Consider the following 20,083-nt stretch of genomic DNA (forward strand, 5'->3'; position numbering starts at 1 on the left):
CGATGACGGAGAGCGAACAACGAACCGCCCTGGTCACGGGCGCATCCGGCTACGTCGGCGGCGAGCTGGTGCCGCGGCTCCTGGAGGCGGGCTGGCGGGTCCGGGTGCTGACCCGGCGCGCTTCTTCGGTGGCCGGTGCGGAGTGGGCCACCGCCGTCGAGGTGGTGGAGGGTGACGCCGACGACCCGGCCACGCTGGGCCGGGCGCTGGCCGACATCGAGGTGGCCTACTACCTGATCCATTCGATGGCCGGTGGCGCCGAGTTCGCGCTCCGCGACCGGGAACTGGCGCACAGCTTCGCTTCGGTCGCCGACGCTGAGGGGGTCCAGCGCATCGTCTATCTCGGCGGGCTTCACCCGGACGACGAGGAGCTCTCGCCGCACCTGGCCTCCCGGGTAGAGGTCGGCGAGATCTTCCTGGCGGCCCCGGTTCCTGCCGCGGTGCTCCAAGCTGCGGTGGTCCTAGGCGACGGGTCGATCTCGTTCCAGATGCTCCGCTACCTCAGCGACCGGCTGCCGGTGATGCTGGCTCCGCGCTGGCTCCGTAACCGGATCCAACCGATCGCGATCGCCGACCTTCTGCACTACCTTCTCCGCGCCGCCGACCTGCCCGCGGAGAGCAACCGCAGCTTCGACGTCGGCGGCCCCGAGGTGCTGACCTACGCCGACATGATCCGGCGCTTCGCGGCGGCGACCGGTCTCCGTTCGCGGTGGGTGGTCACGGTTCCGGTGCTCACGCCGGGCCTGGCCAGCAGGTGGATCGGCCTGGTCACGCCGCTCAACACCAAGGTGGCGCGGCCGTTGGTCGACAGCCTGATCCACGAGGTGGTCTGCCGTGACGACGCCGACGCCGTGCTCGGCGCGCCGGCCACCCCGACTGGTTTCGACGACGCGGTGCGGGCCGCCATGATCCGCTCCAAACCGGACCCGTTCACGGTGTTGCGCAGGTAGCGGGCGCCGACGTCGCATACCTTGACGTACGTGACCACGGCCCAGGGACTCTCCGACCAGCCCTACACCTGGGTCGGTCTCACCGTCGTACTGATCGACCTGACCCTGCGTCTGGTGGCGCTCGGCGTGATCCCCGGCAATCGGAAGCCGTCGACCGGGATGGCCTGGCTGCTGCTGATCCTGGTGCTGCCGATCCCCGGGTTCGGCGTCTTCCTGCTTTTCGGTTCCGCCCGGGTGGGGCGTCGCCGTCACGAGCTGCAACGCCAGGTCAACGCGTTGATCATCGAACGCAGCGGACAGTTCTCCCAACCGATCGGTGACGACGCTCCCGCCTATCTGCACTCGGTGGTGACGCTCAACGACCGGCTGGGGGCGCTGCCCCTGGTAGCGGGCAACGACGTCACCGTCGAGCCGGGCTACACCGCGTCGATCGCCGCGATGGCCGAGGCGGTGGACGGCTCTCGCGAGTTCGTCCATGTCGAGTTCTACATCACCGCATGGGACGAGGTGACCGCGCCGTTGCTGGAGGCGATGACGCGGGCCGCTGAGCGCGGGGTGAAGGTCCGGCTGCTCTTCGACCACCTCGGCTCACGGGGCATCCCGGGTTATCGCGACCTCAAGGCACGGTTGGCGGCCACCCAGATCGAGTGGTACCCGATGCTGCCGATCATGCCGCTGCGGCGACGGTTCCGCCGTCCGGACCTGCGCAACCACCGCAAGATCCTGGTCGTCGACGGGACCGTCGGCTTCGCCGGGTCGCAGAACCTGACCGAACCGGGCTACAACAAGCCCAAGAACCAGAAGCTGGGCCGGTCCTGGGTCGAGTTGATGGTCCGGTTGGAGGGACCGGTCGTCGCCGAGCTCGACGCCGTCTTCGTGGGGGACTGGTACGCCGAGACCAGTGAACTGCTGGAGGTGACCGGGCACCGCGCGCCGTCGCGGCCGAGTGGTGATCCGGTCCGCGAGGTTCGTTGCCAGGTGGTGCCGAGCGGTCCGGGCTACGAGAGCGAGAACAACCTGAGGCTCTTCACGACCTTGATCTATGCCGCGCAGTCGCGTGTCTCGTTGGCCAGCCCGTACTTCGTTCCGGACGAGTCGTTGCTCTACGCGGTGACCACGGCCGCCCAACGGGGTATCGAGATCGAGCTCTTCGTCAGCGAGATCTCCGACCAGTTCATGGTCGGCCACGCCCAGGCGTCGTACTACCGGGCCCTGTTGGAGGCCGGGGTCCGGATCTACCAGTACCCGGCTCCGTACATCCTGCACGCCAAGCACTTCACCATCGACGACGACGTTGCGGTGATCGGGTCGAGCAACATGGATATGCGCTCGTTCGGCCTCAACTACGAGGTCTCGTTGATGATGCTCGGTTCTCCGGTGGTCGCCGAGTTCCGCGCCGTCGAGGACGACTACCGGAAGATCTCGACCGAGCTCACCTTGGCCGCCTGGAAGCAGCGTCCGGCGCGGCTCAAGTTCGTGGACAACGTGATGCGGTTGACCGCGGCTCTCCAGTAGTTGGCTAGTAGCGGGCCGCAGTAGTAGCGGGCCGCAGTAGTAGCGGTGGCTACTTGCGGACCACCGGCGAGGTCGACGTGCGGTAGGACGACGTCGCCGGGACGACCTAGCGCCACTTGGTACGGCTCGGGGCCTTGACCTGCACGGACGCGACGCCCTTGCTGTTGGTCCGGACCCGCGCCCGCGGAACCCAGCGGTGCTTGCCCGGCGAGTAGGACTGCAGCGTGACCTTGGTACCGCGGATCGGGGAGTAGGTGCGGGTGGGTACGAAGTCGGAGGTCAGCTTCTGTGCCTTCGCCACGGTGCTCAGTCGCACCTTGGTTCCGGTCCGCTTGGCGGTGGCGCTCGCCTTCGACCCCGGCAGGTGGAACGGTCGGACGACCTTGTCGGTCCCGGACCAACGGAACTTGTAGGTCTTGCGGACGTGTTCGCGACCCACCCAGGCGCACCCGGTCGGGAGCGAGGGGGAGCAGGTCCAGACGCCGTAGTAGTACCAGTCGAGCACGAGGGTGTGCGCCCCTCGAGACAGAGCCGTGGTCGACGCCATCGCCCGGACCCCGGAGAACTCGGGGTCCACCGTCGCGTACTCGGTCTGTCCGGCGTCGCCGTAGAGATCCACCCCATCGAGCTTGACGTAGACCTCGTACTGGTCCGAGCCCTCCCACCCGGGCTGATTCGTCCGGATGTCGAAGGTCACCGCGCACTGCTCGCCCTCGGACGTCTGGGTGCACTCCTCCCCGGAGTCCTGATGGACCGTCATCCGCCAGTCCCCGACGTAGGTCAGCGCCTGGGCAGGCGTGGGAAGGCTGATGCCAGCGATCAGGAGGCCGCAGATCGCGAGGCCTGCACGGAGGGTTCTCTTCACAGGCAGATGTTAGAGCCTTGATGGCCCTCGTTTGCGGCCATCGCATGCGGGTACCGCGTCGACATGAAGGCAGTTACTTGGCAAGGACATCGCAAGGTCAGCGTCGAGAAGGTTGAGGACCCCAGGATCGAAGAGCCCAACGACGCCATCATCAAGGTGACCTCATCCGGTCTGTGCGGGTCGGACCTGCATCTCTACGAGACGCTCACTCCCTTTATGACACCCGGCGACATCGTCGGGCATGAGCCGTTGGGTGAGGTGGTCGAGGTCGGCCCGGGCGCGCAGAACCTGGCGGTGGGCGATCGGGTGGTGGTCCCGTTCCAGATCGCCTGCGGCTACTGCTGGATGTGCGAGCGCGGCCTGCATACCCAGTGTGAGACCACGCAGGTCACCGAGTACGGCAGCGGCGCGGCGCTCTTCGGCTACAGCAAGCTCTACGGCTCGGTCGCCGGCGCGCAGGCGGAGTATCTGCGCGTGCCGCACGCCGACTTCGGGCCGATCAAGGTTCCGCACGGCCCCGAGGACGACCGCTTCCTCTTCCTCTCCGACGTCCTTCCGACGGCCTGGCAGGCGGTCGAGTACGCGCAGATCCCCGTGGACGGCACGCTGCTGGTCCTTGGCCTCGGGCCGATCGGTGAGATGGCGACCCGGATCGCGCTGCACCGAGGAGTCCGGGTGATCGCGGTGGACCTTGTCACCGAGCGTCTGGAGCGAGCGTTCGCCCGCGGTGCCGAGGTGATCGACCTCCGCGATGTCGACGACGTCGCGGAGGAGGTCCGCAGCAAGACCTGGGGGCGTGGCGCCGACTCGGTGGTGGATGCGGTCGGGATGGAGGCGCACGGATCACCGATGGCCGCCCTTGCTCAGCGTGCCGCAGGGATGATGCCGAAGCCGGTTGCGCAGGCGATGATGCAACGGGTGGGCGTGGATCGCCTTGCCGCGCTCTACACCGCGATCGACGCGGTCCGTCGCGGCGGCACCATCTCGATCTCCGGTGTCTACGGTGGTCAGGCAGACCCGATGCCCATGCTGACGCTCTTCGACAAGCAGATCGCCTTGCACATGGGGCAGGCGAACGTGCACCGCTGGGCCGGCGACATCCTGCCGTTGCTGGTCGACGACGATCCGCTCGGCGTCGAGCAGTTCGCGACCCATCACGTGGATCTCGATTCCGCACCGCAGGCGTACGCCGAGTTCCAGAAGAAGGAGAACAACACGGTCAAGGTCGTCTTCCGTCCCTGAACCCACCGCACCCCACGCTCCACCGCCGAGGAGGCGACGTCATGGATGACAGCCGGACCAGAACCCAGGAAGGCGACTTCCTGACCACCACGCAGGGCGCTCGTCTGCGCGACAGCGACCACTCGCTGAAGGCAGGCGAACGAGGACCGACGCTCCTGCAGGACCACCATCTTCGCGAGAAGATCACCCATTTCGACCACGAGCGGATCCCGGAGCGGGTGGTGCATGCCCGCGGTGCCGGTGCCCATGGGATCTTCGAGAGCTACGGCACGGCCACCGCGATCACCCGGGCGCCGTTCCTGGCCAAGGGCGTGCAGACGCCTGTGTTCACGCGGTTCTCCACCGTGCTCGGATCGCGCGGCTCGGCTGACACCGTGCGGGACACCCGCGGTTTCGCGACGAAGTTCTATACCGCGGAGGGCACCTTCGACCTGGTGGGCAACAACATGCCGGTCTTCTTCATCCAGGACGGGATCAAGTTCCCCGACATCATCCATGCCGGCAAACCGCATCCGGATCGGGAGATTCCCCAGGCGCAGAGCGCACATGACACCTTCTGGGACTTCGTCTCGTCGCAGACCGAGGCGCAACACCACACCATCTGGAACATGTCCGACCGCGGTATCCCGCGCTCCTACCGGATGATGGAGGGGTTCGGCGTCCACACCTTCAGACTGACGAACTCCGAGGGCGAGACCTCCTTGGTGAAGTTCCACTGGAAGCCGGTGCTCGGCGTGCACTCCCTCACCTGGGAAGAGGCGCAGATGCTCGCTGGTCTCGACCCCGATTTTCACCGCCGTGACCTCTACGACGCTATCGAGACGGGGGCTTTTCCCCAATGGGAGCTGGGGATCCAGGTCGTCGAGGACAACGCCGAGCAGGAGTTCGACGGCATCGACCTGCTGGATCCCACGAAGCTGATTCCCGAGGAGTCGGCCGAGGTGCAACTGATCGGGCGGCTCACTCTCAACGCCGTGCCTACCAACTTCTTCGCTGAGACCGAGCAGGTCGCGTTCCACCCGGGACACCTGCCGCCCGGCATCGACGTCACGGACGACCCGCTCCTGGCCGCGCGACTCTTCTCCTACCTGGACACGCAGTTGACGCGACTCGGGGGCCCGAACTTCGCGCAGATCCCTATCAATCAGCCACATGCCCCCGTCAATGACATGCTGCGCGACGGACTTCACCAGCATCGTGTGCACGAAGGCATCGCGCCCTACAAGGAGAACTCCTTGGATGGCGGCTGCCCGTTCTTCGCCGGCGCTGATGACGAGGCATTCACCGACGTTCCGGTCCGCCTACCCGAGTCGACCAAGGTCCGGGCGAACCCGACATCGTTCGACGACCACTTCAGCCAGGCGAGGCTGTTCTGGCTGAGCATGTCGGAACTGGAGCAGCAGCACATCATCCGCGCCTACTCCTTCGAGTTGGGAAAGTGCACGGACCAGGCAATCAAGGAGCGTCAGCTCCAATGCCTGGCCAACATCGACGCGGAGCTCTGCTCCGAGGTCGCCGCGGCGCTCGGCCTACCGGCACCCCAGCCGAGCGAGGAGCAGGCCGACCAGCAGCCGAGCCCGGCGCTCTCCCAGGTCGGACGTGAGTGGCCGCTCGACGGCCGTGTGGTGGGAATCGTCGTCGATCCCGACGGCGACACCGGCTCCTTGGCCGCGGTCCGGGACGCGGTGGCCGACGCGGGAATGGTGCCGAAGGTGGTGGCGCCGCAGGGCGGCGAGGTGGACGGGGTTCCGGTCCAGGCCACCTTCGCCACCACCCGCTCTGTCGAGTTCGACGCCCTGATGCTGCTCGGTGCCCCGGCGCCGGCGCCGGATGCCCAGCCACGGCGCGACGAGAAGGCCGGATCCGCGGGCGCCCCGGCACTCGATCCGAGGATCACCCTGATGATCCAGGAGTGCTGGCGCCATGCCAAGGCGATAGGTGCTTGGGGCGAAGGCTCGCGCGCATTGCAGAGCGCGGGCATCGGCGAGCAGGACGGCCCCGGTGTCGTCGTCGGGGAGGACGCGGGGGAGGTCATCGACGCACTGGCGAGGCTGCTCGCGGCGCACCGGGTCTGGGCACGGCACGGCGCCAGCGCCTAGGTGATCTTGGCCCCGCCGCCGCTGGTGGCCGCCGCTCGCCGGCGCCGGTCGCGCTTGCCCCTCAGGTCGCGGTTGAGACGACGGTCGCCGTGGTAGAGGATGCCGTCCCAATCGATCGGGGCGTTCGGGTCGGGTGCGGGCGCCGGTGCCTTCGGGGTGCGCACCGGCACGAAGAGCCAGTTCACCACGCCCATCGCCATGTCAACCAAGGAGCTCCTGACGCCGATATAGGCGCGGATCGCGATCGCGGCAAGGACGGCGTTGAAGACCGCGAAGAAGAGATTTCCCCAGTCCTCGTGGTGGTAGCTGCGCCAGGCGGTGATCAACGCGTAGATGACGATCACGTAGGGCACGAAGACGTGCCACCCGGGTGCCGCGGTGCGGTTGCGGACCTTCGGGGTGCGGGCGAAGGGGATCTTCTCGCCGGTGAACGCCTGTTGGACGGATTTGAGGACGCCGGCCAGGTTCACCGGCAGCAGGACCAGGTTGAAGCCGTAGATCCGGAAGACGTCGAGGCGGCGGTGGCCGCAGGCATAGAGATCGCTGGCCATGCACAGGAAGTAGGGGAGCGCGGCACCGAGGACCAACGGGCTGAGCAGCCGGTTGTCGTAGGGATAGAAGAGCAGCAGCAGAAGCGCCAGGCTGGCCCAGGCGATGGAGACCATGTAGTTGAGCCGCAGGCAGAACTCGCCCAGCCGGATCGGGCGTCCGGCGCGGGCGCGCGGGCCGCGCTGCTGCCAGAACTTCGGGAAGATCAGCAGACCACCGTTGGCCCAGCGGCGACGCTGCACGATCAATGAGCCGAAGTCCGGCGGCGTCGCGCTGTAGCTGAGCCGCTCCGGGTAGTTCACCAGACGCCAGCCGGCAGCCGCGATATCGATGCTGGACTCGGTGTCCTCGATCACCGTGCGGTCCTGGACGTAGGTGCGGATCTCGTGGCCACCGACGGTCTCCACCTCGACGATGTCCTCCAGCGCGGGTCGCCGGATCACCGCGTTGGCCCCGACCCAGAAGGTCGCGTCGTAGTGGGTCATGCCCTGGTGCAGGATGTGCTGGATGTCGGTGGTGGCACCCGCGATCCGCTCGATCCGGGTGGGCGCGCCGCGATAAGAGGAGTACGGCGTCTGGGTGATCGCGACGTCGCTGTTCTCGGGTTGCTCGAGGAAGTAGACCAGGCGCAGGCAGTAGTCGCGCAGCAGCTGCGAGTCGGCGTCCAGGGTGAGCAGGTACTCAGGGTCGGGGATCGTGAGGTCGTCGGGGTCTGGCGCGACGTCGGGTGCGAGCCGTTGCAGTACGGTGCCCTCGGCGGTCTCCATCGGTCGCCAGGTGCCGCCCATCAACCCCAGGTAGGAATTGATGTTCATCGCCTTGTTGGCCTCCTGCGAGAGCGAGGCGTAGCGCTTGCGCTCGAAGTTCTCCATGGTGGCCGAGAAGATCCAGATCAGTCGCCGACCGAGCTGGCGGACCCGTTCGCTGTCGATCCGCGCGTCCTGGTCGACCGCTGCCTCCAGCGCCAGCAGGCTGAGCCGGAGCTCGCTGGCCAGCGCCATCAGCACCTGGTCGACGAAGAACTCCGAGACGTGGTCGCTGACGACCTCGGTGTCGGCCATCGCCTCGAGCCACTCCGCGGCCCGGCGGTACTCGTCGGCCAGGTCGGAGACCACCCCGATCGGGGCGTGCGGCAGTTCGGCCAGGGCGAGCACGGCTGCGTCGTAGGTCTCCTGGGCCCGCAGCAGCGGGACCGCGAGCTCGGCCTGGATCTGCCCGGCCAGGGCTCGGGTGGCGTCGAGCCGTTCGGCCGCGATCGGGTCGGTCGGGAACGGCGGATCGTCGACCAGCAGCACCACGCGGAGGTCCGGGTACTCCTGGAGCGCCGCGCTCCACAGGGTGAGCCGAACGATGTCTGGCTCCTCGGCGTAGGAGGGGATCAGCACCGTCATCGGCCGCCCGGAGGTGGCGAAATGCTCGTCGAGCAGTCCGCGTGGCACCCGCTGGTGCTCGCGGAAGCGGCGCAGCGCGCCCTGTCTGGCGATCAGGTACATCAGGGCCGAGAAGGTCAACATGGTGACCACCGCGACGTAGCTGATCGCCTCCATCGTGAACCGGAATCCACCGGCGTTGTTGAGGAAGTGCCGCGCCACTGTGGTGATCAGGTAGGCCAGCCAGAAGAGCACCGTGGCGGTGATCGCGATCCGGCCCCAGGTCAGCTTGGCCAGGGTGGGCCGGGGGTGCACGATCGGCATCGGCTCGCTGCGCCGCTCGGCCCCCCATTGCCGTCGACGGCGTGCCTCGGCCTCTGTTGTGGTTGCCACGGTTTCCCTCCCCGGCACCGGGAACTCCGGGTTTGGAGACCGGTCAATTTTGGACACTTTGCAAGGTCGACCGTAGAGCCCTCGTAGGCTACTCGTTTGCCGGGGGTGCTGGGACGGACAACTTGAGGGAGTTGCGGGGATGGCTTTGGTAGCGGGACGACGGCTCTCATGGATCCGGCTGAGTGTCGTGCTCCTCGCCCTGGTCGGCATCGTGTTCACCTCTCTGCGCGGCTGGCAGTGGTTCCAGGACTCGCGGGTCAAGGTCGGCGAGCCGTCCTGGTTCGCCGGCTATGTCGACGTCACCGCGACGCCCTTCTACGAGTTCGAGGACCCCGAGCCCGGTGCCAACAGCGCCGTGCTCGCCTTCGTGGTCGCCGACCCGGACCAGGAGTGCGCACCGGCGTGGGGCGGCGCCTACACCCTCGACGAGGCAGGCGGCCAGCTCGATCTCGACCGCCGGGTGGCCCGGCTGCGCCAGCTCGGTGGCGCCCCGATGATCTCCTTCGGCGGTCAGGCGAACACCGAGCTCGCGGTCGCGTGCGACGACGTCGACCAGCTCGCCGGGGCCTACCGCGACGTCGTCCAGCGGTATCAGATCGGCGTGATCGACCTGGACGTCGAGGGCGAGGCGCTCTCTGACACCGCGGCCAATGAGCGGCGGGCGCAGGCGGTGGCACAGCTGCAGGCCGAGGAGGGCACCGACGTCTGGGTGACGCTCCCGGTCGCACCGCACGGCCTCACCGACGAGGGCGTCGACCTGGTCTCAGGGATGCTGGAGGCCGGGGTCAGGTTGCGCGGTGTCAACGTGATGACGATGAACTACTCCGACAGCAAGGAGCCGGGAGACTCGATGGCGGAGGCCTCGATCAAGGCACTGGAGTCGACCCACGCCCAGCTCGACGAGCTCTACCGCGAAGTCGGCAACCGGCGCACCGCGGCCCAACTGTGGCGGCTGATCGGGGCAACCCCGATGCTCGGCCAGAACGATGTGCTGGGAGAGGTCTTCTCGCTCGATGACGCCGCCGAGCTGAAGAGCTTCGCCGCGGCGCAGAAGCTGGGCCGGCTCTCCATGTGGTCACTGAACCGGGATCGGGCCTGTAGCGGCAACTGGCCAGACATCACCAAGGTGTCGACCTCGTGCAGCGGCCTCAACCAGGCGAGCGGTGCCTTCGCCCACCTGCTGGGCGCGAAGCTGGAGAGTGGTCCGGTCGTCACCGCCGAACCGAGCACCACCGAGGAACCGACGGCCGTGGCGGAGGACGACCCCGCGACCAGCCCGTACCAGGTGTGGAACGCCGAGCAGGCCTACCAGGCTGGCGAACGGGTGGTCTGGCGCCGCAACGTCTATGTGGCCAAGTGGTGGACCAGCGGCGACGTCCCGGACGATCCGACGGTCGCCGACGACTCGGCGCCCTGGCGCCTGATCGGTCCGGTGCTGCCGGGGGAGAAGCCCGAGCCGCTGCCCACCGTCGCGCCCGGAACCTTCGCCAAGTGGCGCGCGGGTGCCGCCTACGTCGCCGGTGACGTCGTGCAGCTCGGCGATCTCGCCTATATCGCGAAGTGGTGGACGCAGGGCAACAGCCCTGATGCGCCCTCCACCCAGGATTCGCCGTCGCCGTGGAAACGCCTCGAGGGCGCGGAGCTGCGGGCGGCCGAGGTCGCCCGAACCGGCAAGGGCGACGCCGCTACCACGCGCTGATCGTCCCGTCGGTCATGCCGACCTTCGAGCCCGACAGCCGAAGGGGCAGCAGGTGCTAGCGCCGCCCTCGCGTCACGGGACCTCGGTCTGGCCGCTGATCGTCGACTCGTTGCCGCCGAAGTCGGTGACGGTGAGGTCGAGTTGGATGACGCTGCCCGACTCCAGTGGCTCGAGATCGAAGGTGAGGCTCTCCAGGTCGGCGTAGAGGCCCCACTCGGAGGTGGCGCTCCATTCCTGGCTGCCGTCCTCGCCGACGTCGAGGGTCTCGGGCACGATCAGGCCCTCGGGGTCGGCGGTGAGCTCGCCGTAGCCTTCGGTGTCGGGGTTGTAGACGTAGTACTGCTCGCTGAGAACGTCGCCACTCTCGGCGTCGAGGACCAAGGAGAGCAGGACGTCCTGGTAGGTCTCCGAGCCTGGCGCGTAGTAGGCCATCGGCACGTCCATGCTGACGACTTCGTCGCCCTCCTGGTAGCCGAGTGCCAGGTAGGCGTAGGAGGAGTCCTCGCCGTCGCTGATGGTGAGTGCGGTCATGTCGTAGTAACCGGCGGCGACCGCCGCACCGTCCTCGCCGATCACGGCGTCCTGCTCACCGAGGTAGGTCAGGGAACCGTCCTCGTTGACCAGGGCGTAGCTCATCGTGGCGCTGGTCAGGTTGCCTTCGCCGACCTCGTCGTAGAGCCCGGAGATGCTGAACCCCTCGCCGTCGAACTCGATCTCGCCGTCCTCGTCGACGAAGGTCGCGACCTCTGCCTCGGGGATCGAGCTACCTGCGTCGTAGTAGCTGGTCAGGAAGTTCGCCCACACCTCGGCGCTCTCGACCTCGAGGTACTCGGCGGTGGAGAGCGCGTCGGTCGGCGGGAAGTAGATCGAGAGACCGGTCGCGCCCTTGGTGGCTTGACCGGTGACCGAGTCGACGACGGCGTCGTTGATCGCGCGGACCAGGGTGTCGGCCTGATCGGAGACATCGAGTGCCTCGGTTCCGATCGTTGAGGCGAGCATCCCCAGGTCCTTCATCTGACTGTCTTCGTCGGGGTTCGGGCTGCGCGCGAAACCGAGCACGGACTTGCCGGCGCGACCGACCGCGGGAGCCACCGCCGCACCCCGGTCGACCAGCGCCTCGGAGAAATCGGCGAGGGCGGTGTCGACGGCGTCCATCCGGGTGAGATCGATCATCGAGAGGGTGATGGACTTGTCGGTCTCCCACTCCTCGGACTGTTTCTCGAACCCGTCGATCAACGCCGAACCGAGTTCGTCGACGGTGGTGTGCGGGTCATCGGCGAGGATGTCGAAGGCAGCGTAGTCCCAGCCGTGGCCGGGCTCGAGTTCTTGGGAGGCGACGAGGCGGTCGGCCAACGGCGCCAGGGCGCTGGCCACCTCGTAGCTGCTCATCAGGCAGGCGTCGAAGCCGATCAGGTCCAGCTTGTCGACGCCGGCCCGCTCCAACCCCGTGCTGATCCCGTCGGTCAGCTCGGCCAGATTGAGCGTGTCGAAGTCGGAGCCTTCGTCAGGGCCCATGCCCGGCCAAGACGCTCCGTGGTCGGAGATCACCAGGGCGTAGCGCTGGTTGGGATGTGCGCTCAGGCCGTCGGCGATGAACGTGGCCAGAACCTCGGGGTCGGCGGAGTTGACGTCGCCGAGATCCTCGACGATCTGGGTGCTCCCGCCGTCGATGTCGAGCACCCGGGCACCGGTCCAGTCGCCCTGGTCGAGGAGTTCGTCCTCGCCGTAGCCGGTGGAACGGTCCATGAACTCGCGGATCTTCAACGACTCCGAAGAGGGGATCTCGCTGAACTCGTTGACGTCCGTGACCATGAACGGCTCAAGGTCGGTGTCGGCCATCGAGTAGTGCAGCACGGTCCAACCACCCGGGCCGGACTCCTTCTTGGCGTTGTCCGCCTCGTCGGTCGCCGAGCATCCCGACAGGACGAGAGCGACGGTGCCGAAGGCGGCCAGAGTGGTACGCGCAGAGAGCATGGGCCGCATGCTCTCGGACTATTTGGACAAAGTGTGAAATTCGGGCGAAGTGGACTAGGCCGGTCGCTGCCTCAGGCTCCGCCAGCAGGCGGTTCCGGTCGCTGCCTCAGGCTCCGCCTGCAGGCAGTGCCTCCAGCATGATCTCCGGGTTGTCGCGGGCGGTGACCTGGGCGCGCCACTGGTCGACGAAGAGTGCCATGTGGGTGCCGTCGCTGCGCTGGAGGACCTCTACCCCGCGCTTGCCGGAGAGGGCGGTGGCGCCTGCGGCGTCGGTGCGGCGGGCCACCTGGTAGTCGAGGCGGGAGAAGCGGATCGGCGAGTTGAACTCGTTGAGCATCCGGTCCTCGACGACCTCGAACTGGAGCGGGCCGACCGCGGCCAGGACCGGGCTCTGGTCGCCGCGCAGATCGGAGCGAAGCACCTGGACGACACCCTCCTGGTCGAGCTGCTCGATGCCCTTGCGGAACTGCTTGTACCGGCCGATGTCGCCCGCGGAGGCAGCCATGAAGTGCTCGGGAGCGAAGCTCGGCACCGGGGGATAGGCGATGCTCGCGCCGGTGTGGATGGTGTCGCCGACGCGCAGGGCGTTGGCGTTGACCAGGCCGATGATGTCGCCGGGGTAGGCGTGCTCGACCGACGTCGTCTCCCGGCCGAAGACGGTCTGGGCGAACTTCGTCGCGAACGGACGGCCGGTCCCGGCATGGGTGACGACCATGCCCCGCTCGAACTCGCCGGAGACGATCCGGGCATAGGCGAGACGGTCGCGGTGGGCGTTGTTCATCCCGGACTGGACCTTGAAGACGAAGGCACTGAACTCGCCCTCGGGCTGACGGACGGTGCCGTCGACGCCCTCGGTCGGGCCGGGCGCGGGGGCGAGCTCCAGCAGACGGTCGAGGAGCTGCGCCACGCCGAAGTTCTGCAGTGCGGAGGCAAACATCACCGGCGTCGTCTCGCCGGCGAGGAAGCGCTCCTGATCGTGGTCTGCGTCATCGAGTTCGAGCAGTTCGTGCTCCTCGATGGCGTTGGCCCACACCTGGAGGTCGTTCTCCTCGACCTCGTCGGCCCGCATCCGGCGCTCCGGAGCACGGGTCGCGCCACCGGCGGTGCGGGTGTACTTGATGAATTCGCCGGTGCGACGGTCCAGCACACCGCGGAAGTCGCCGGCCTCGCCGACGGGCCAGGTCAACGGGGTGGGGCGGATCTTGATCTGCTGCTCGATCTTGTCCATCAGCTCCAGCGGGGAGAGCCCGGGGCGGTCCCACTTGTTGATCACCGTGATCACCGGGATGCCACGCAGCGCGCAGACCCGGAACAGCTTCAAGGTCTGCGGTTCCAGGCCCTTACCGGCGTCGACCAGCATCACGGCGGAATCGACGGCGGAGAGCACCCGGTAGGTGTCCTCGGAGAAGTCGCTGTGACCGGGGGTGTCGACCAGGTTGACGACGTGGTCGCGGTACTCGAACTGCAGCGCGGCCGAGGTGATCGAGATACCGCGGGCCTTCTCCATCGCCATCCAGTCCGAGACCGTCGCCTTGCGGTCGCCCTTCCCGTGGACGGCGCCGGCTTCGTTGATCGCGCGGGCGTGCAGGGCGAGGGCTTCGGTCAGCGTGGACTTACCGGCGTCAGGGTGGCTGATGACGGCGAAGGTGCGGCGTGGGCGTGGGTCAGACACTGTGCTGAATCTACCGGGCGACACCCCGGCTGACCCAGTCGGAGCCGACCGGAACGCTGACGGGCTGGCACAGTGTGAGCGTGGAGTACGCGCTGGTGGTGGGGGAGTCGGTCCTCGACGTCGTGCACGGCGTCGGCGTGGAGACGCTCAGTCATCCGGGTGGTTCGGCCGTCAATACGGCGGTCGCCCTCGCGCGGTTGGGGCGCACGGTTCGCCTGGCGACCTGTTTCGCTGACGACGACGGCGGTCGACTGATCGCGGCCCACCTCGCTGCGGCGGGCGTGGAACCTGTCGGCGACCCGCACGTCGTCGCGGCGACGGCGCGGGCGGAGGCGACGATCGATTCGTCGGGCGCTGCGCACTACGAGATCACCGTCGACTGGCAACTACCGGCGTTGGGCCTCGAGCGCCCCCGCATCCTGCACATCACCTCTTTCGCGCCGCTGCTCGCGCCGGGTGCCGATCAGGTGGTGGCGTTGGTCGAGCGGCTTCGGGACAACTGCATGGTCAGCTACGACGTCAACCTGCGACCGGCGGTGACGGGCACCGGCCCGCACCTGATGGCAGCGGTGCAGCGGATGGCGAGCCAGGCACACCTGGTGAAGGCCTCGGATGAGGATCTTGCGGTGCTCTGGCCGGCACTGACGCCGTCCGAGGGTGCCGGGCAACTTCTCGCGTTCGGCGCCCAGGCGGTGGTCGTGACGCGGGGCGCTGCCGGTGCCAGTTGGCACGCTCGGCGGCGTGATGGCATGGCGAGCGGTGGGGTGCGGTGCGTACCCGTCGAGGTCGCGGACACGATCGGCGCTGGAGACACCTTCGCGGCGGCGTTGCTGGACCGACTGTGGCCGCTGGTCGGAGAGCCGGGCGCGGACCTGCTCGCCGAACTGGCCGCGGACCAGTGGTCCGATGCGCTGAACTATGCGGCGCGTGCCGCCGCCGTCACCGTCTCGAGGCCGGGTGCGGACCCGCCGCACGCTGCGGAGCTTCACGCGCAGTAACGCACCTCCGGGCTCGCGAAGAGCTCGATCCGGGTCGCCGTGCGTGCTTCGACCTGTCGGGTTCCGTCGTGGTCGACGACGAAGGTGAGGCCGTGCGGCGTGGTCCAGAGGTAGCTGCCGTCGCCGACCTGGCTCGCGCGGTACCCGGCGTGGGTCTTCCACCGGTGATGACGCCGGCCGAGCGGGCCGGAGTTGTGGGTGCCGGTCTGGCCGGGTGGGCCAGTCGCCTGGTACGGCACGACGTGGTCGTAGTCGACGTTGCGGTTGGTGGAGGTGGCGTACGGCCAATAGTCGCCGCCGGTGAGCAGGTAGACGCGCTCCTTGAGCGACTCCGGGTGCTCATAGGCGGTGGTCCGCACCCGCTGATTCAGGTCGATCACCGGTTTGAGTGTGACCTGGGTGCCGCGGAGAAAGCCGTGTAGTTGGTCGAGCGTGTGGGCCCGCAGACCGTGGTTGCCGGCCGGTTGGATCCGCACCACACCCGGGACCGCCCCGCCGGGGCCGGGGAGGGCGGCTTCATGGAGATGGAGGTAGAGAGTGGCCCTGGGGCGGAGCTTGGTCCAGTCGATCTGGCGGAGATGGCTCAGCAGTTCGCGTGGGAAGGCGATCGCGCGGTTGAGGTGGCAGCCGCAGCCTTGCTGCTCCGCATCGCCTCCCGGCTCGACATCGTTTCCCTGGTCTGCGTGGCTCTCGGAGAGGAGTGCGAGGAGCTCCGCAGGGCGGGCGAGGTAGCCCAACGCGGTGGCTCGCCACTCGTCGATCGGGCGCTCGGTGTCGTCCTGGCCCCGCAGGATCTCGACGACCCGGGTGATGGTCGCATCGATCCACGCGGCGTCGCCGGCGTCGATCTGCGCGATCAGGGTGCGCAGGCTGTGTTCGTTGGTGCGTCCGAAGCTGACGTAGCGGCGCATCCGCTCGGCTTCGACGCGGGCGTTGTGAGCGTCGATATCGGCTTCGATGATCTTCGCCTCGGCGACATCGAGGATGCGGCCGCCGCCTTCACGCCCGAGCATCCGGGCGATCGCGGTGTCGACGACGTGCACGCGGGCCAGCGGAAGCTGACGCGACATCCGCGCCACCTTGCGGACGATCCAGATGTCCACGATCCCGGTGACCGCGACCGCCCAGATCCGTGGAAGACGGTGCTGCAGGTCGAGTACATCGGCGAGCGCGTTGCTGGTAGCGACGACGTGGGTGCCCCGGGCCAGAGCGATCTCGCCGAGCGCATGGTCCTGGACGACCGGCGTGCCTTCGCCGCCGAGCTGGACCATCGGCACTCGCCGCTCGGCGCCGGCGGACTCCCCGTGGAGCGCCGCCCAATGAGCGAGCAGCTCGAGCTCGTCGACCTCGATCAGACGTCGTTGTGCGACGAGTTCGCCGGCGGCGGCAAGCGCCGCGGCAGCGTCCAGATCACGCAACGAGTAGGTCATGACGGCAGGCTAGGACCACCCTCCGACATTGATTCTGTAAGTGGGTCCGCGGGCGGGCCGAACCTCCGTGCGGCGTGTTCAGTTGGCCCAACGGTGCGCGGTCGCCGCAGCCAGCTCCGTGACCGCACCCGACCCGGCGACCAACGCCTCGACCGGGGTGGCGCCGTCCAGATCGTCGTGGGCGGTGGTCAGCCAGAGCGCCACCGACCAGGCCGGCGCCCCGGCGAAGGCGGCCAGGACGACGTCCAGCCCTGGAATGATCTGCCCGTCGCGGACCTGCCAGGTCGGATGGATCCACTGCTCGTCGGCCGTCGAGAGGGCGACGAGTCTCCCGGCTGCGCGCAGGTCGCGTACCGCGGCCACGTCGACCGGGTCGCCATCGCCGGTCAGTGCCTCAGCGAGGGCGGCTTCGTCGTAGAAATCGGGACCGACCTGGAGCAGCATCGGATTGCCGCCCATCGCGTTCTTTCCGCGCTTCGGCGCCCCACCACCTGACTGCTTACGCATCTTCGCCACCTGCCCATCCTGTCACCGGTCATGATGGGAGCATGCTTCTCCCATCCGCTCTCCGTGTGCCCGAGACGGTTGCCGGTGTGATCCCGCTGGCGACCCAGCCGCTGTCGGACTTCGCCTATTGGCTGCGCGGAGACGCTCTGCAGATCGTGCTGCTGGTCACCGGCTCCATGCTGTTGGCCCGCTTCGTGCGGTGGAGCGCCGAACAGTTCTCGGCACGCGCCGAGCGGGCGGAAGCGGCTCCCGGGCGGAGCCGGGTCCGGTCGGAGGAGTCCAAGCACCGCAGGGCCATCGCGCAGGTGATCACCTGGGCGATCGTGGTGTTGATCTACACGGTGACCACCGTCGCGGTGCTGCAGAACCTCGGTGTCTCCTTGGGGGCGATCGTGCCGGCGGCGACCGTCGCCGGTGTCGCGGTCGGCTTCGGTGCCCAGCGCATCCTGCAGGACCTCCTGGCCGGGTTCTTCGTGCTCGCCGAGCGCCAGTACGGCTTCGGCGACCTGGTCAAGATCTCCGTGGTCGGCGTCGGAACGCCGGTGCTGGGGACCGTCGAGGCGGTCAGCCTCCGGATCACCTCGCTGCGCACCCCGACCGGCGAGGTCGTGATCACCCCCAACGGACAGATCGTCCAGGTCACCAACCTCTCGCGGGACTGGGCACGAGCCGTGATCGACGTCCCGGTCCCGATCGTCTTCGACGTCAACCTGGTCAGCAAGCTACTCCGCGAGGCGGGTGCTAAGGCCTATGAAGACCCGGCCCTGCACGAACTCCTACTGGATGCGCCGTCGGTGATGGGCGTCGAGTCCATCGAGATGGACCAGTTCACGGTGCGGGTGGTGGCCCGGACGCTGCCGGGACGCCAGTTCGAAGTGAGTCGGGCGCTGCGGGTGCAGATCACCAGGGCGCTCCGTGCCGAGGGCATCAACGTCCAGGCCGAGGTCGCCGGGACCACCGGAGGCGATGAGTGATGGCATTCGAGTTCAAGCGCCCTCGCTGGTCGACGCTGATCCTGGCCGGAATCTTCGTCGCGACACTGGTGCTCTATATCTTCGTCCGCCCCGATCCGCTCGAGCCGACCCGGCAGCCGACCCAACAGAACCAGCCCACCCAGCCTGACGAGTCGCCGTCCGCGCCGAGCGACAAGCCGACGCCGACCCAGCGCCCGAGCGCGACGCCGACCGAGCAGGAACCGAACCAGAGCCCGGAGTCGCCCGGTGGCTCGCCGACGACGCCTCCGCCCTCCCCGGAGCCGCCAGCACCGTCCGCGACGCCGACCGACACCCCTCCCGAGCCGAGCGACGGACCGACCTCCGAGTCCAGCGAGCCGCCGGCTCCGCAGGAGGAGGTCACTCCCTGACGTCGTCAGCTGAGCTGGGTGATCAGTCGCGCCAGCCGTTCGACGGCGTAGTCGATGGCATCGTCGCTGCCGGCGGTGGTGGCATAGAGCAGCGCGGCGTCGGCCAGGAGTCGGAGTTGGACGATGTCGTCGTCGGCGATGGCGCTGTATCCGCTGGCGTCGAGCACCTTGCGGAGCGCAGCGAGCAGGTGTGGCCAGGCGTCTGCCATCGCGGCCGCGGTGCTCGGGGTCCGGGTGGCCTCCAACATCGGGGCGAGTCGGAGGGGGACCACGTCCGGCTCCAGGTGAGGAGCGTAGAGCGCCTCGATCAGCAGGCGGGCGGTCGTCGCTGGGCTTCGGGTGCGGCGGCGTAGCGCGTCGGCATAGGCGTGTGCCCCCGCGACGCGGACCTTCTCCGCCTCCTCGACGGCAGCGAGGAAGAGACCCTCGGCATTGGGGAAGTAGTAGGAGGCCGAGCCCTGCGGTAGGCCGGCCGCGGCAGCCACCTGGCGGTGGGTGACGGCGTCGGGGCCACGGTCGATGAGTAGTTGGGCGGCCGCCGCGCGCATCGCTTGCTGCTTCTCCGCGGACCGCCGCTGTTGGGTCGGACGCCCACGGGGACGCGGCGAGCTGCTGGTGGTCACAAGCCCATCCTAGGTGGCTGGAATACCTAGACGCGCGTATCAGTTACCTGGATGTACGACCTTGCCAACCGCAGCCCGAGAGCTGCCCTACCTGAGGAAGCGATGACGTGCTAACCGCACAGGCTCTGAAGATCGACTGGGCATCGATGCCCACGTACAACACCATCATGGCCGTGGCAGCAGGCGTGGGCCTGCTGAGCCTGGTCCTCTTCGTCCGGGACGTCGCGCGCAACGGTGAGGAGGCGAGCGCCGAGGGATGGGCACTCAACTTCGGCGTGCTCGGCGCGATCCTCGCCAGCACCGGCCTGCACATGACCCTCACCTGGCCGCTGGCGGCTGGCGGGTTCCCGTTCGACAACATCGTCTTCGGTGAGACCAGCCTCGGCTTCGGTGTGCTGCTGCTGGCCGCATCGCTCTACCTGTGGAAGCGTGGCACCTCGGCCCTGGTCGGCGCTGACGTACTTCCTCGCCTGGCCAAGACCGCGCGCCCGATCAGTACCTTCGTCGGATTCCTCGGTGGTGCGCTGGTCGCGATCGCCGTCGCCGGTGTCAAGTACCAGCTCTTCGCCGCCCCGCCGGAGGAGCCGATCTCGGGTGAGTTCGCTGAGTGGCCGGTGGTCGAAGCGATCTTCATGTCCGGCCTCCTCGGCCTGGTCGGTGTCGGCGCGATCGCCTTCCCGTTCGCCGTCCGTTCGGTGCTGCGTGGCGAGTCGCTGCGCTCCCTGGCCACCCAGGTGGTCGGCTGGGCCTGGGCCATCACCGGTGTGGTCTTCGCGCTCTTCGGCGTGATGAACTTCTTCACCCACATCGGTCTGATCGTCAACACCATGTGAT

The 20,083-nt window shown here is 68.3% G+C and carries 16 protein-coding genes; 9 read left to right on the top strand and 7 right to left on the bottom strand.

Going from position 1 to position 20,083, the window contains the following annotated elements:
• The first annotated feature begins 2 nt into the window (after positions 1-2).
• Both ACLM5J_RS16640 and cls read left to right on the top strand, forming a co-directional pair.
• Entirely contained in the window at positions 3-950 is a 948-nt protein-coding gene (locus ACLM5J_RS16640) for an NAD(P)H-binding protein (RefSeq protein WP_413657600.1), read from the top strand.
• A gap of 30 nt (positions 951-980) precedes the next feature.
• Positions 981-2,465 (top strand): cardiolipin synthase, encoded by a 1,485-nt coding sequence (cls, locus tag ACLM5J_RS16645; RefSeq protein WP_413657601.1) that lies wholly within the window; start codon positions 981-983, stop codon positions 2,463-2,465.
• A gap of 106 nt (positions 2,466-2,571) precedes the next feature.
• On the opposite strand, the gene ACLM5J_RS16650 is transcribed toward cls, so the two are convergent.
• Entirely contained in the window at positions 2,572-3,330 is a 759-nt protein-coding gene (locus tag ACLM5J_RS16650; protein ID WP_413657602.1) for a hypothetical protein, read from the bottom strand.
• 63 nt (positions 3,331-3,393) lie between these two features.
• On the opposite strand from ACLM5J_RS16650, the gene ACLM5J_RS16655 reads away from it, so the two are divergent.
• Together ACLM5J_RS16655 and ACLM5J_RS16660 are read left to right on the top strand one after the other, a co-directional pair.
• Positions 3,394-4,572, top strand: a complete 1,179-nt coding sequence (locus ACLM5J_RS16655) for an alcohol dehydrogenase catalytic domain-containing protein (RefSeq protein ID WP_413657603.1) — start codon at positions 3,394-3,396, stop codon at positions 4,570-4,572.
• 41 nt (positions 4,573-4,613) lie between these two features.
• Positions 4,614-6,671, top strand: a complete 2,058-nt coding sequence (locus ACLM5J_RS16660; protein ID WP_413657604.1) for a catalase — start codon at positions 4,614-4,616, stop codon at positions 6,669-6,671.
• On the opposite strand, the gene ACLM5J_RS16665 is transcribed toward ACLM5J_RS16660, so the two are convergent.
• Positions 6,668-8,983 carry a glycosyltransferase family 2 protein gene (locus tag ACLM5J_RS16665; protein WP_413657605.1) on the bottom strand — a complete coding sequence of 772 codons (2,316 nt, stop codon included), beginning with the start codon at positions 8,981-8,983 and terminating at the stop codon, positions 6,668-6,670. The two genes, ACLM5J_RS16660 and ACLM5J_RS16665, sit on opposite strands and share 4 nt — an antisense overlap.
• A 139-nt stretch (positions 8,984-9,122) precedes the next feature.
• On the opposite strand from ACLM5J_RS16665, the gene ACLM5J_RS16670 reads away from it, so the two are divergent.
• Complete coding sequence (locus tag ACLM5J_RS16670; protein ID WP_413657606.1) at positions 9,123-10,682, top strand: chitinase; 1,560 nt, start codon at positions 9,123-9,125, stop codon at positions 10,680-10,682.
• A 72-nt stretch (positions 10,683-10,754) separates the two neighbouring features.
• Here the strand turns inward: ACLM5J_RS16670 and ACLM5J_RS16675 are convergent, their stop codons facing one another.
• Positions 10,755-12,656: a clostripain-related cysteine peptidase gene (locus ACLM5J_RS16675; RefSeq protein ID WP_413657607.1), complete on the bottom strand. Its 1,902-nt coding sequence runs from the start codon at positions 12,654-12,656 to the stop codon at positions 10,755-10,757.
• Between the two features lie 106 nt (positions 12,657-12,762).
• Complete coding sequence (locus ACLM5J_RS16680; RefSeq protein ID WP_413657608.1) at positions 12,763-14,328, bottom strand: peptide chain release factor 3; 1,566 nt, start codon at positions 14,326-14,328, stop codon at positions 12,763-12,765.
• 80 nt (positions 14,329-14,408) lie between these two features.
• On the opposite strand from ACLM5J_RS16680, the gene ACLM5J_RS16685 reads away from it, so the two are divergent.
• Positions 14,409-15,326: a PfkB family carbohydrate kinase gene (locus tag ACLM5J_RS16685; RefSeq protein WP_413657609.1), complete on the top strand. Its 918-nt coding sequence runs from the start codon at positions 14,409-14,411 to the stop codon at positions 15,324-15,326.
• On the opposite strand, the gene ACLM5J_RS16690 is transcribed toward ACLM5J_RS16685, so the two are convergent.
• Both ACLM5J_RS16690 and ACLM5J_RS16695 read right to left on the bottom strand, forming a co-directional pair.
• On the bottom strand, positions 15,314-16,756 hold the full coding sequence (locus ACLM5J_RS16690) for a hypothetical protein (RefSeq protein WP_413657610.1): 1,443 nt from the start codon (positions 16,754-16,756) through the stop codon (positions 15,314-15,316). The genes ACLM5J_RS16685 and ACLM5J_RS16690 overlap by 13 nt on opposite strands.
• A gap of 78 nt (positions 16,757-16,834) precedes the next feature.
• Positions 16,835-17,263: a hypothetical protein gene (locus ACLM5J_RS16695; protein WP_413657611.1), complete on the bottom strand. Its 429-nt coding sequence runs from the start codon at positions 17,261-17,263 to the stop codon at positions 16,835-16,837.
• A 41-nt stretch (positions 17,264-17,304) separates the two neighbouring features.
• Here ACLM5J_RS16695 and ACLM5J_RS16700 point away from each other — a divergent pair, with 41 nt between their 5' ends.
• Together ACLM5J_RS16700 and ACLM5J_RS16705 are read left to right on the top strand one after the other, a co-directional pair.
• Positions 17,305-18,237, top strand: a complete 933-nt coding sequence (locus ACLM5J_RS16700; RefSeq protein WP_413657612.1) for a mechanosensitive ion channel family protein — start codon at positions 17,305-17,307, stop codon at positions 18,235-18,237.
• Positions 18,237-18,626 carry a hypothetical protein gene (locus tag ACLM5J_RS16705; protein ID WP_413657613.1) on the top strand — a complete coding sequence of 130 codons (390 nt, stop codon included), beginning with the start codon at positions 18,237-18,239 and terminating at the stop codon, positions 18,624-18,626. Before ACLM5J_RS16700 ends, ACLM5J_RS16705 begins: the two co-directional genes overlap by 1 nt.
• 5 nt (positions 18,627-18,631) lie before the next feature.
• Here the strand turns inward: ACLM5J_RS16705 and ACLM5J_RS16710 are convergent, their stop codons facing one another.
• Positions 18,632-19,249: a TetR/AcrR family transcriptional regulator gene (locus ACLM5J_RS16710; protein ID WP_413657614.1), complete on the bottom strand. Its 618-nt coding sequence runs from the start codon at positions 19,247-19,249 to the stop codon at positions 18,632-18,634.
• 146 nt (positions 19,250-19,395) lie between these two features.
• On the opposite strand from ACLM5J_RS16710, the gene ACLM5J_RS16715 reads away from it, so the two are divergent.
• Entirely contained in the window at positions 19,396-20,082 is a 687-nt protein-coding gene (locus ACLM5J_RS16715; RefSeq protein ID WP_413657615.1) for a DUF981 domain-containing protein, read from the top strand.
• Position 20,083: the final 1 nt, after the last annotated feature.

The sequence above is a fragment of the Nocardioides sp. Bht2 genome (assembly GCF_047308515.1).
Lineage (GTDB): Bacteria > Actinomycetota > Actinomycetes > Propionibacteriales > Nocardioidaceae > Nocardioides.

Excerpts from the sequence above, each read along its gene's own strand:
- ACLM5J_RS16640 (WP_413657600.1), top strand. The coding sequence starts at position 3 with ATGACGGAGAGCGAACAACGAACCGCCCTGGTCACGGGCGCATCCGGC.
- ACLM5J_RS16675 (WP_413657607.1), bottom strand. The coding sequence starts at position 12,656 with ATGCTCTCTGCGCGTACCACTCTGGCCGCCTTCGGCACCGTCGCTCTC.
- ACLM5J_RS16660 (WP_413657604.1), top strand. The coding sequence starts at position 4,614 with ATGGATGACAGCCGGACCAGAACCCAGGAAGGCGACTTCCTGACCACC.
- ACLM5J_RS16655 (WP_413657603.1), top strand. The coding sequence starts at position 3,394 with ATGAAGGCAGTTACTTGGCAAGGACATCGCAAGGTCAGCGTCGAGAAG.
- ACLM5J_RS16670 (WP_413657606.1), top strand. The coding sequence starts at position 9,123 with ATGGCTTTGGTAGCGGGACGACGGCTCTCATGGATCCGGCTGAGTGTC.
- ACLM5J_RS16690 (WP_413657610.1), bottom strand. The coding sequence starts at position 16,756 with ATGACCTACTCGTTGCGTGATCTGGACGCTGCCGCGGCGCTTGCCGCC.
- ACLM5J_RS16695 (WP_413657611.1), bottom strand. The coding sequence starts at position 17,263 with ATGCGTAAGCAGTCAGGTGGTGGGGCGCCGAAGCGCGGAAAGAACGCG.
- ACLM5J_RS16700 (WP_413657612.1), top strand. The coding sequence starts at position 17,305 with ATGCTTCTCCCATCCGCTCTCCGTGTGCCCGAGACGGTTGCCGGTGTG.
- ACLM5J_RS16705 (WP_413657613.1), top strand. The coding sequence starts at position 18,237 with ATGGCATTCGAGTTCAAGCGCCCTCGCTGGTCGACGCTGATCCTGGCC.
- ACLM5J_RS16715 (WP_413657615.1), top strand. The coding sequence starts at position 19,396 with ATGCCCACGTACAACACCATCATGGCCGTGGCAGCAGGCGTGGGCCTG.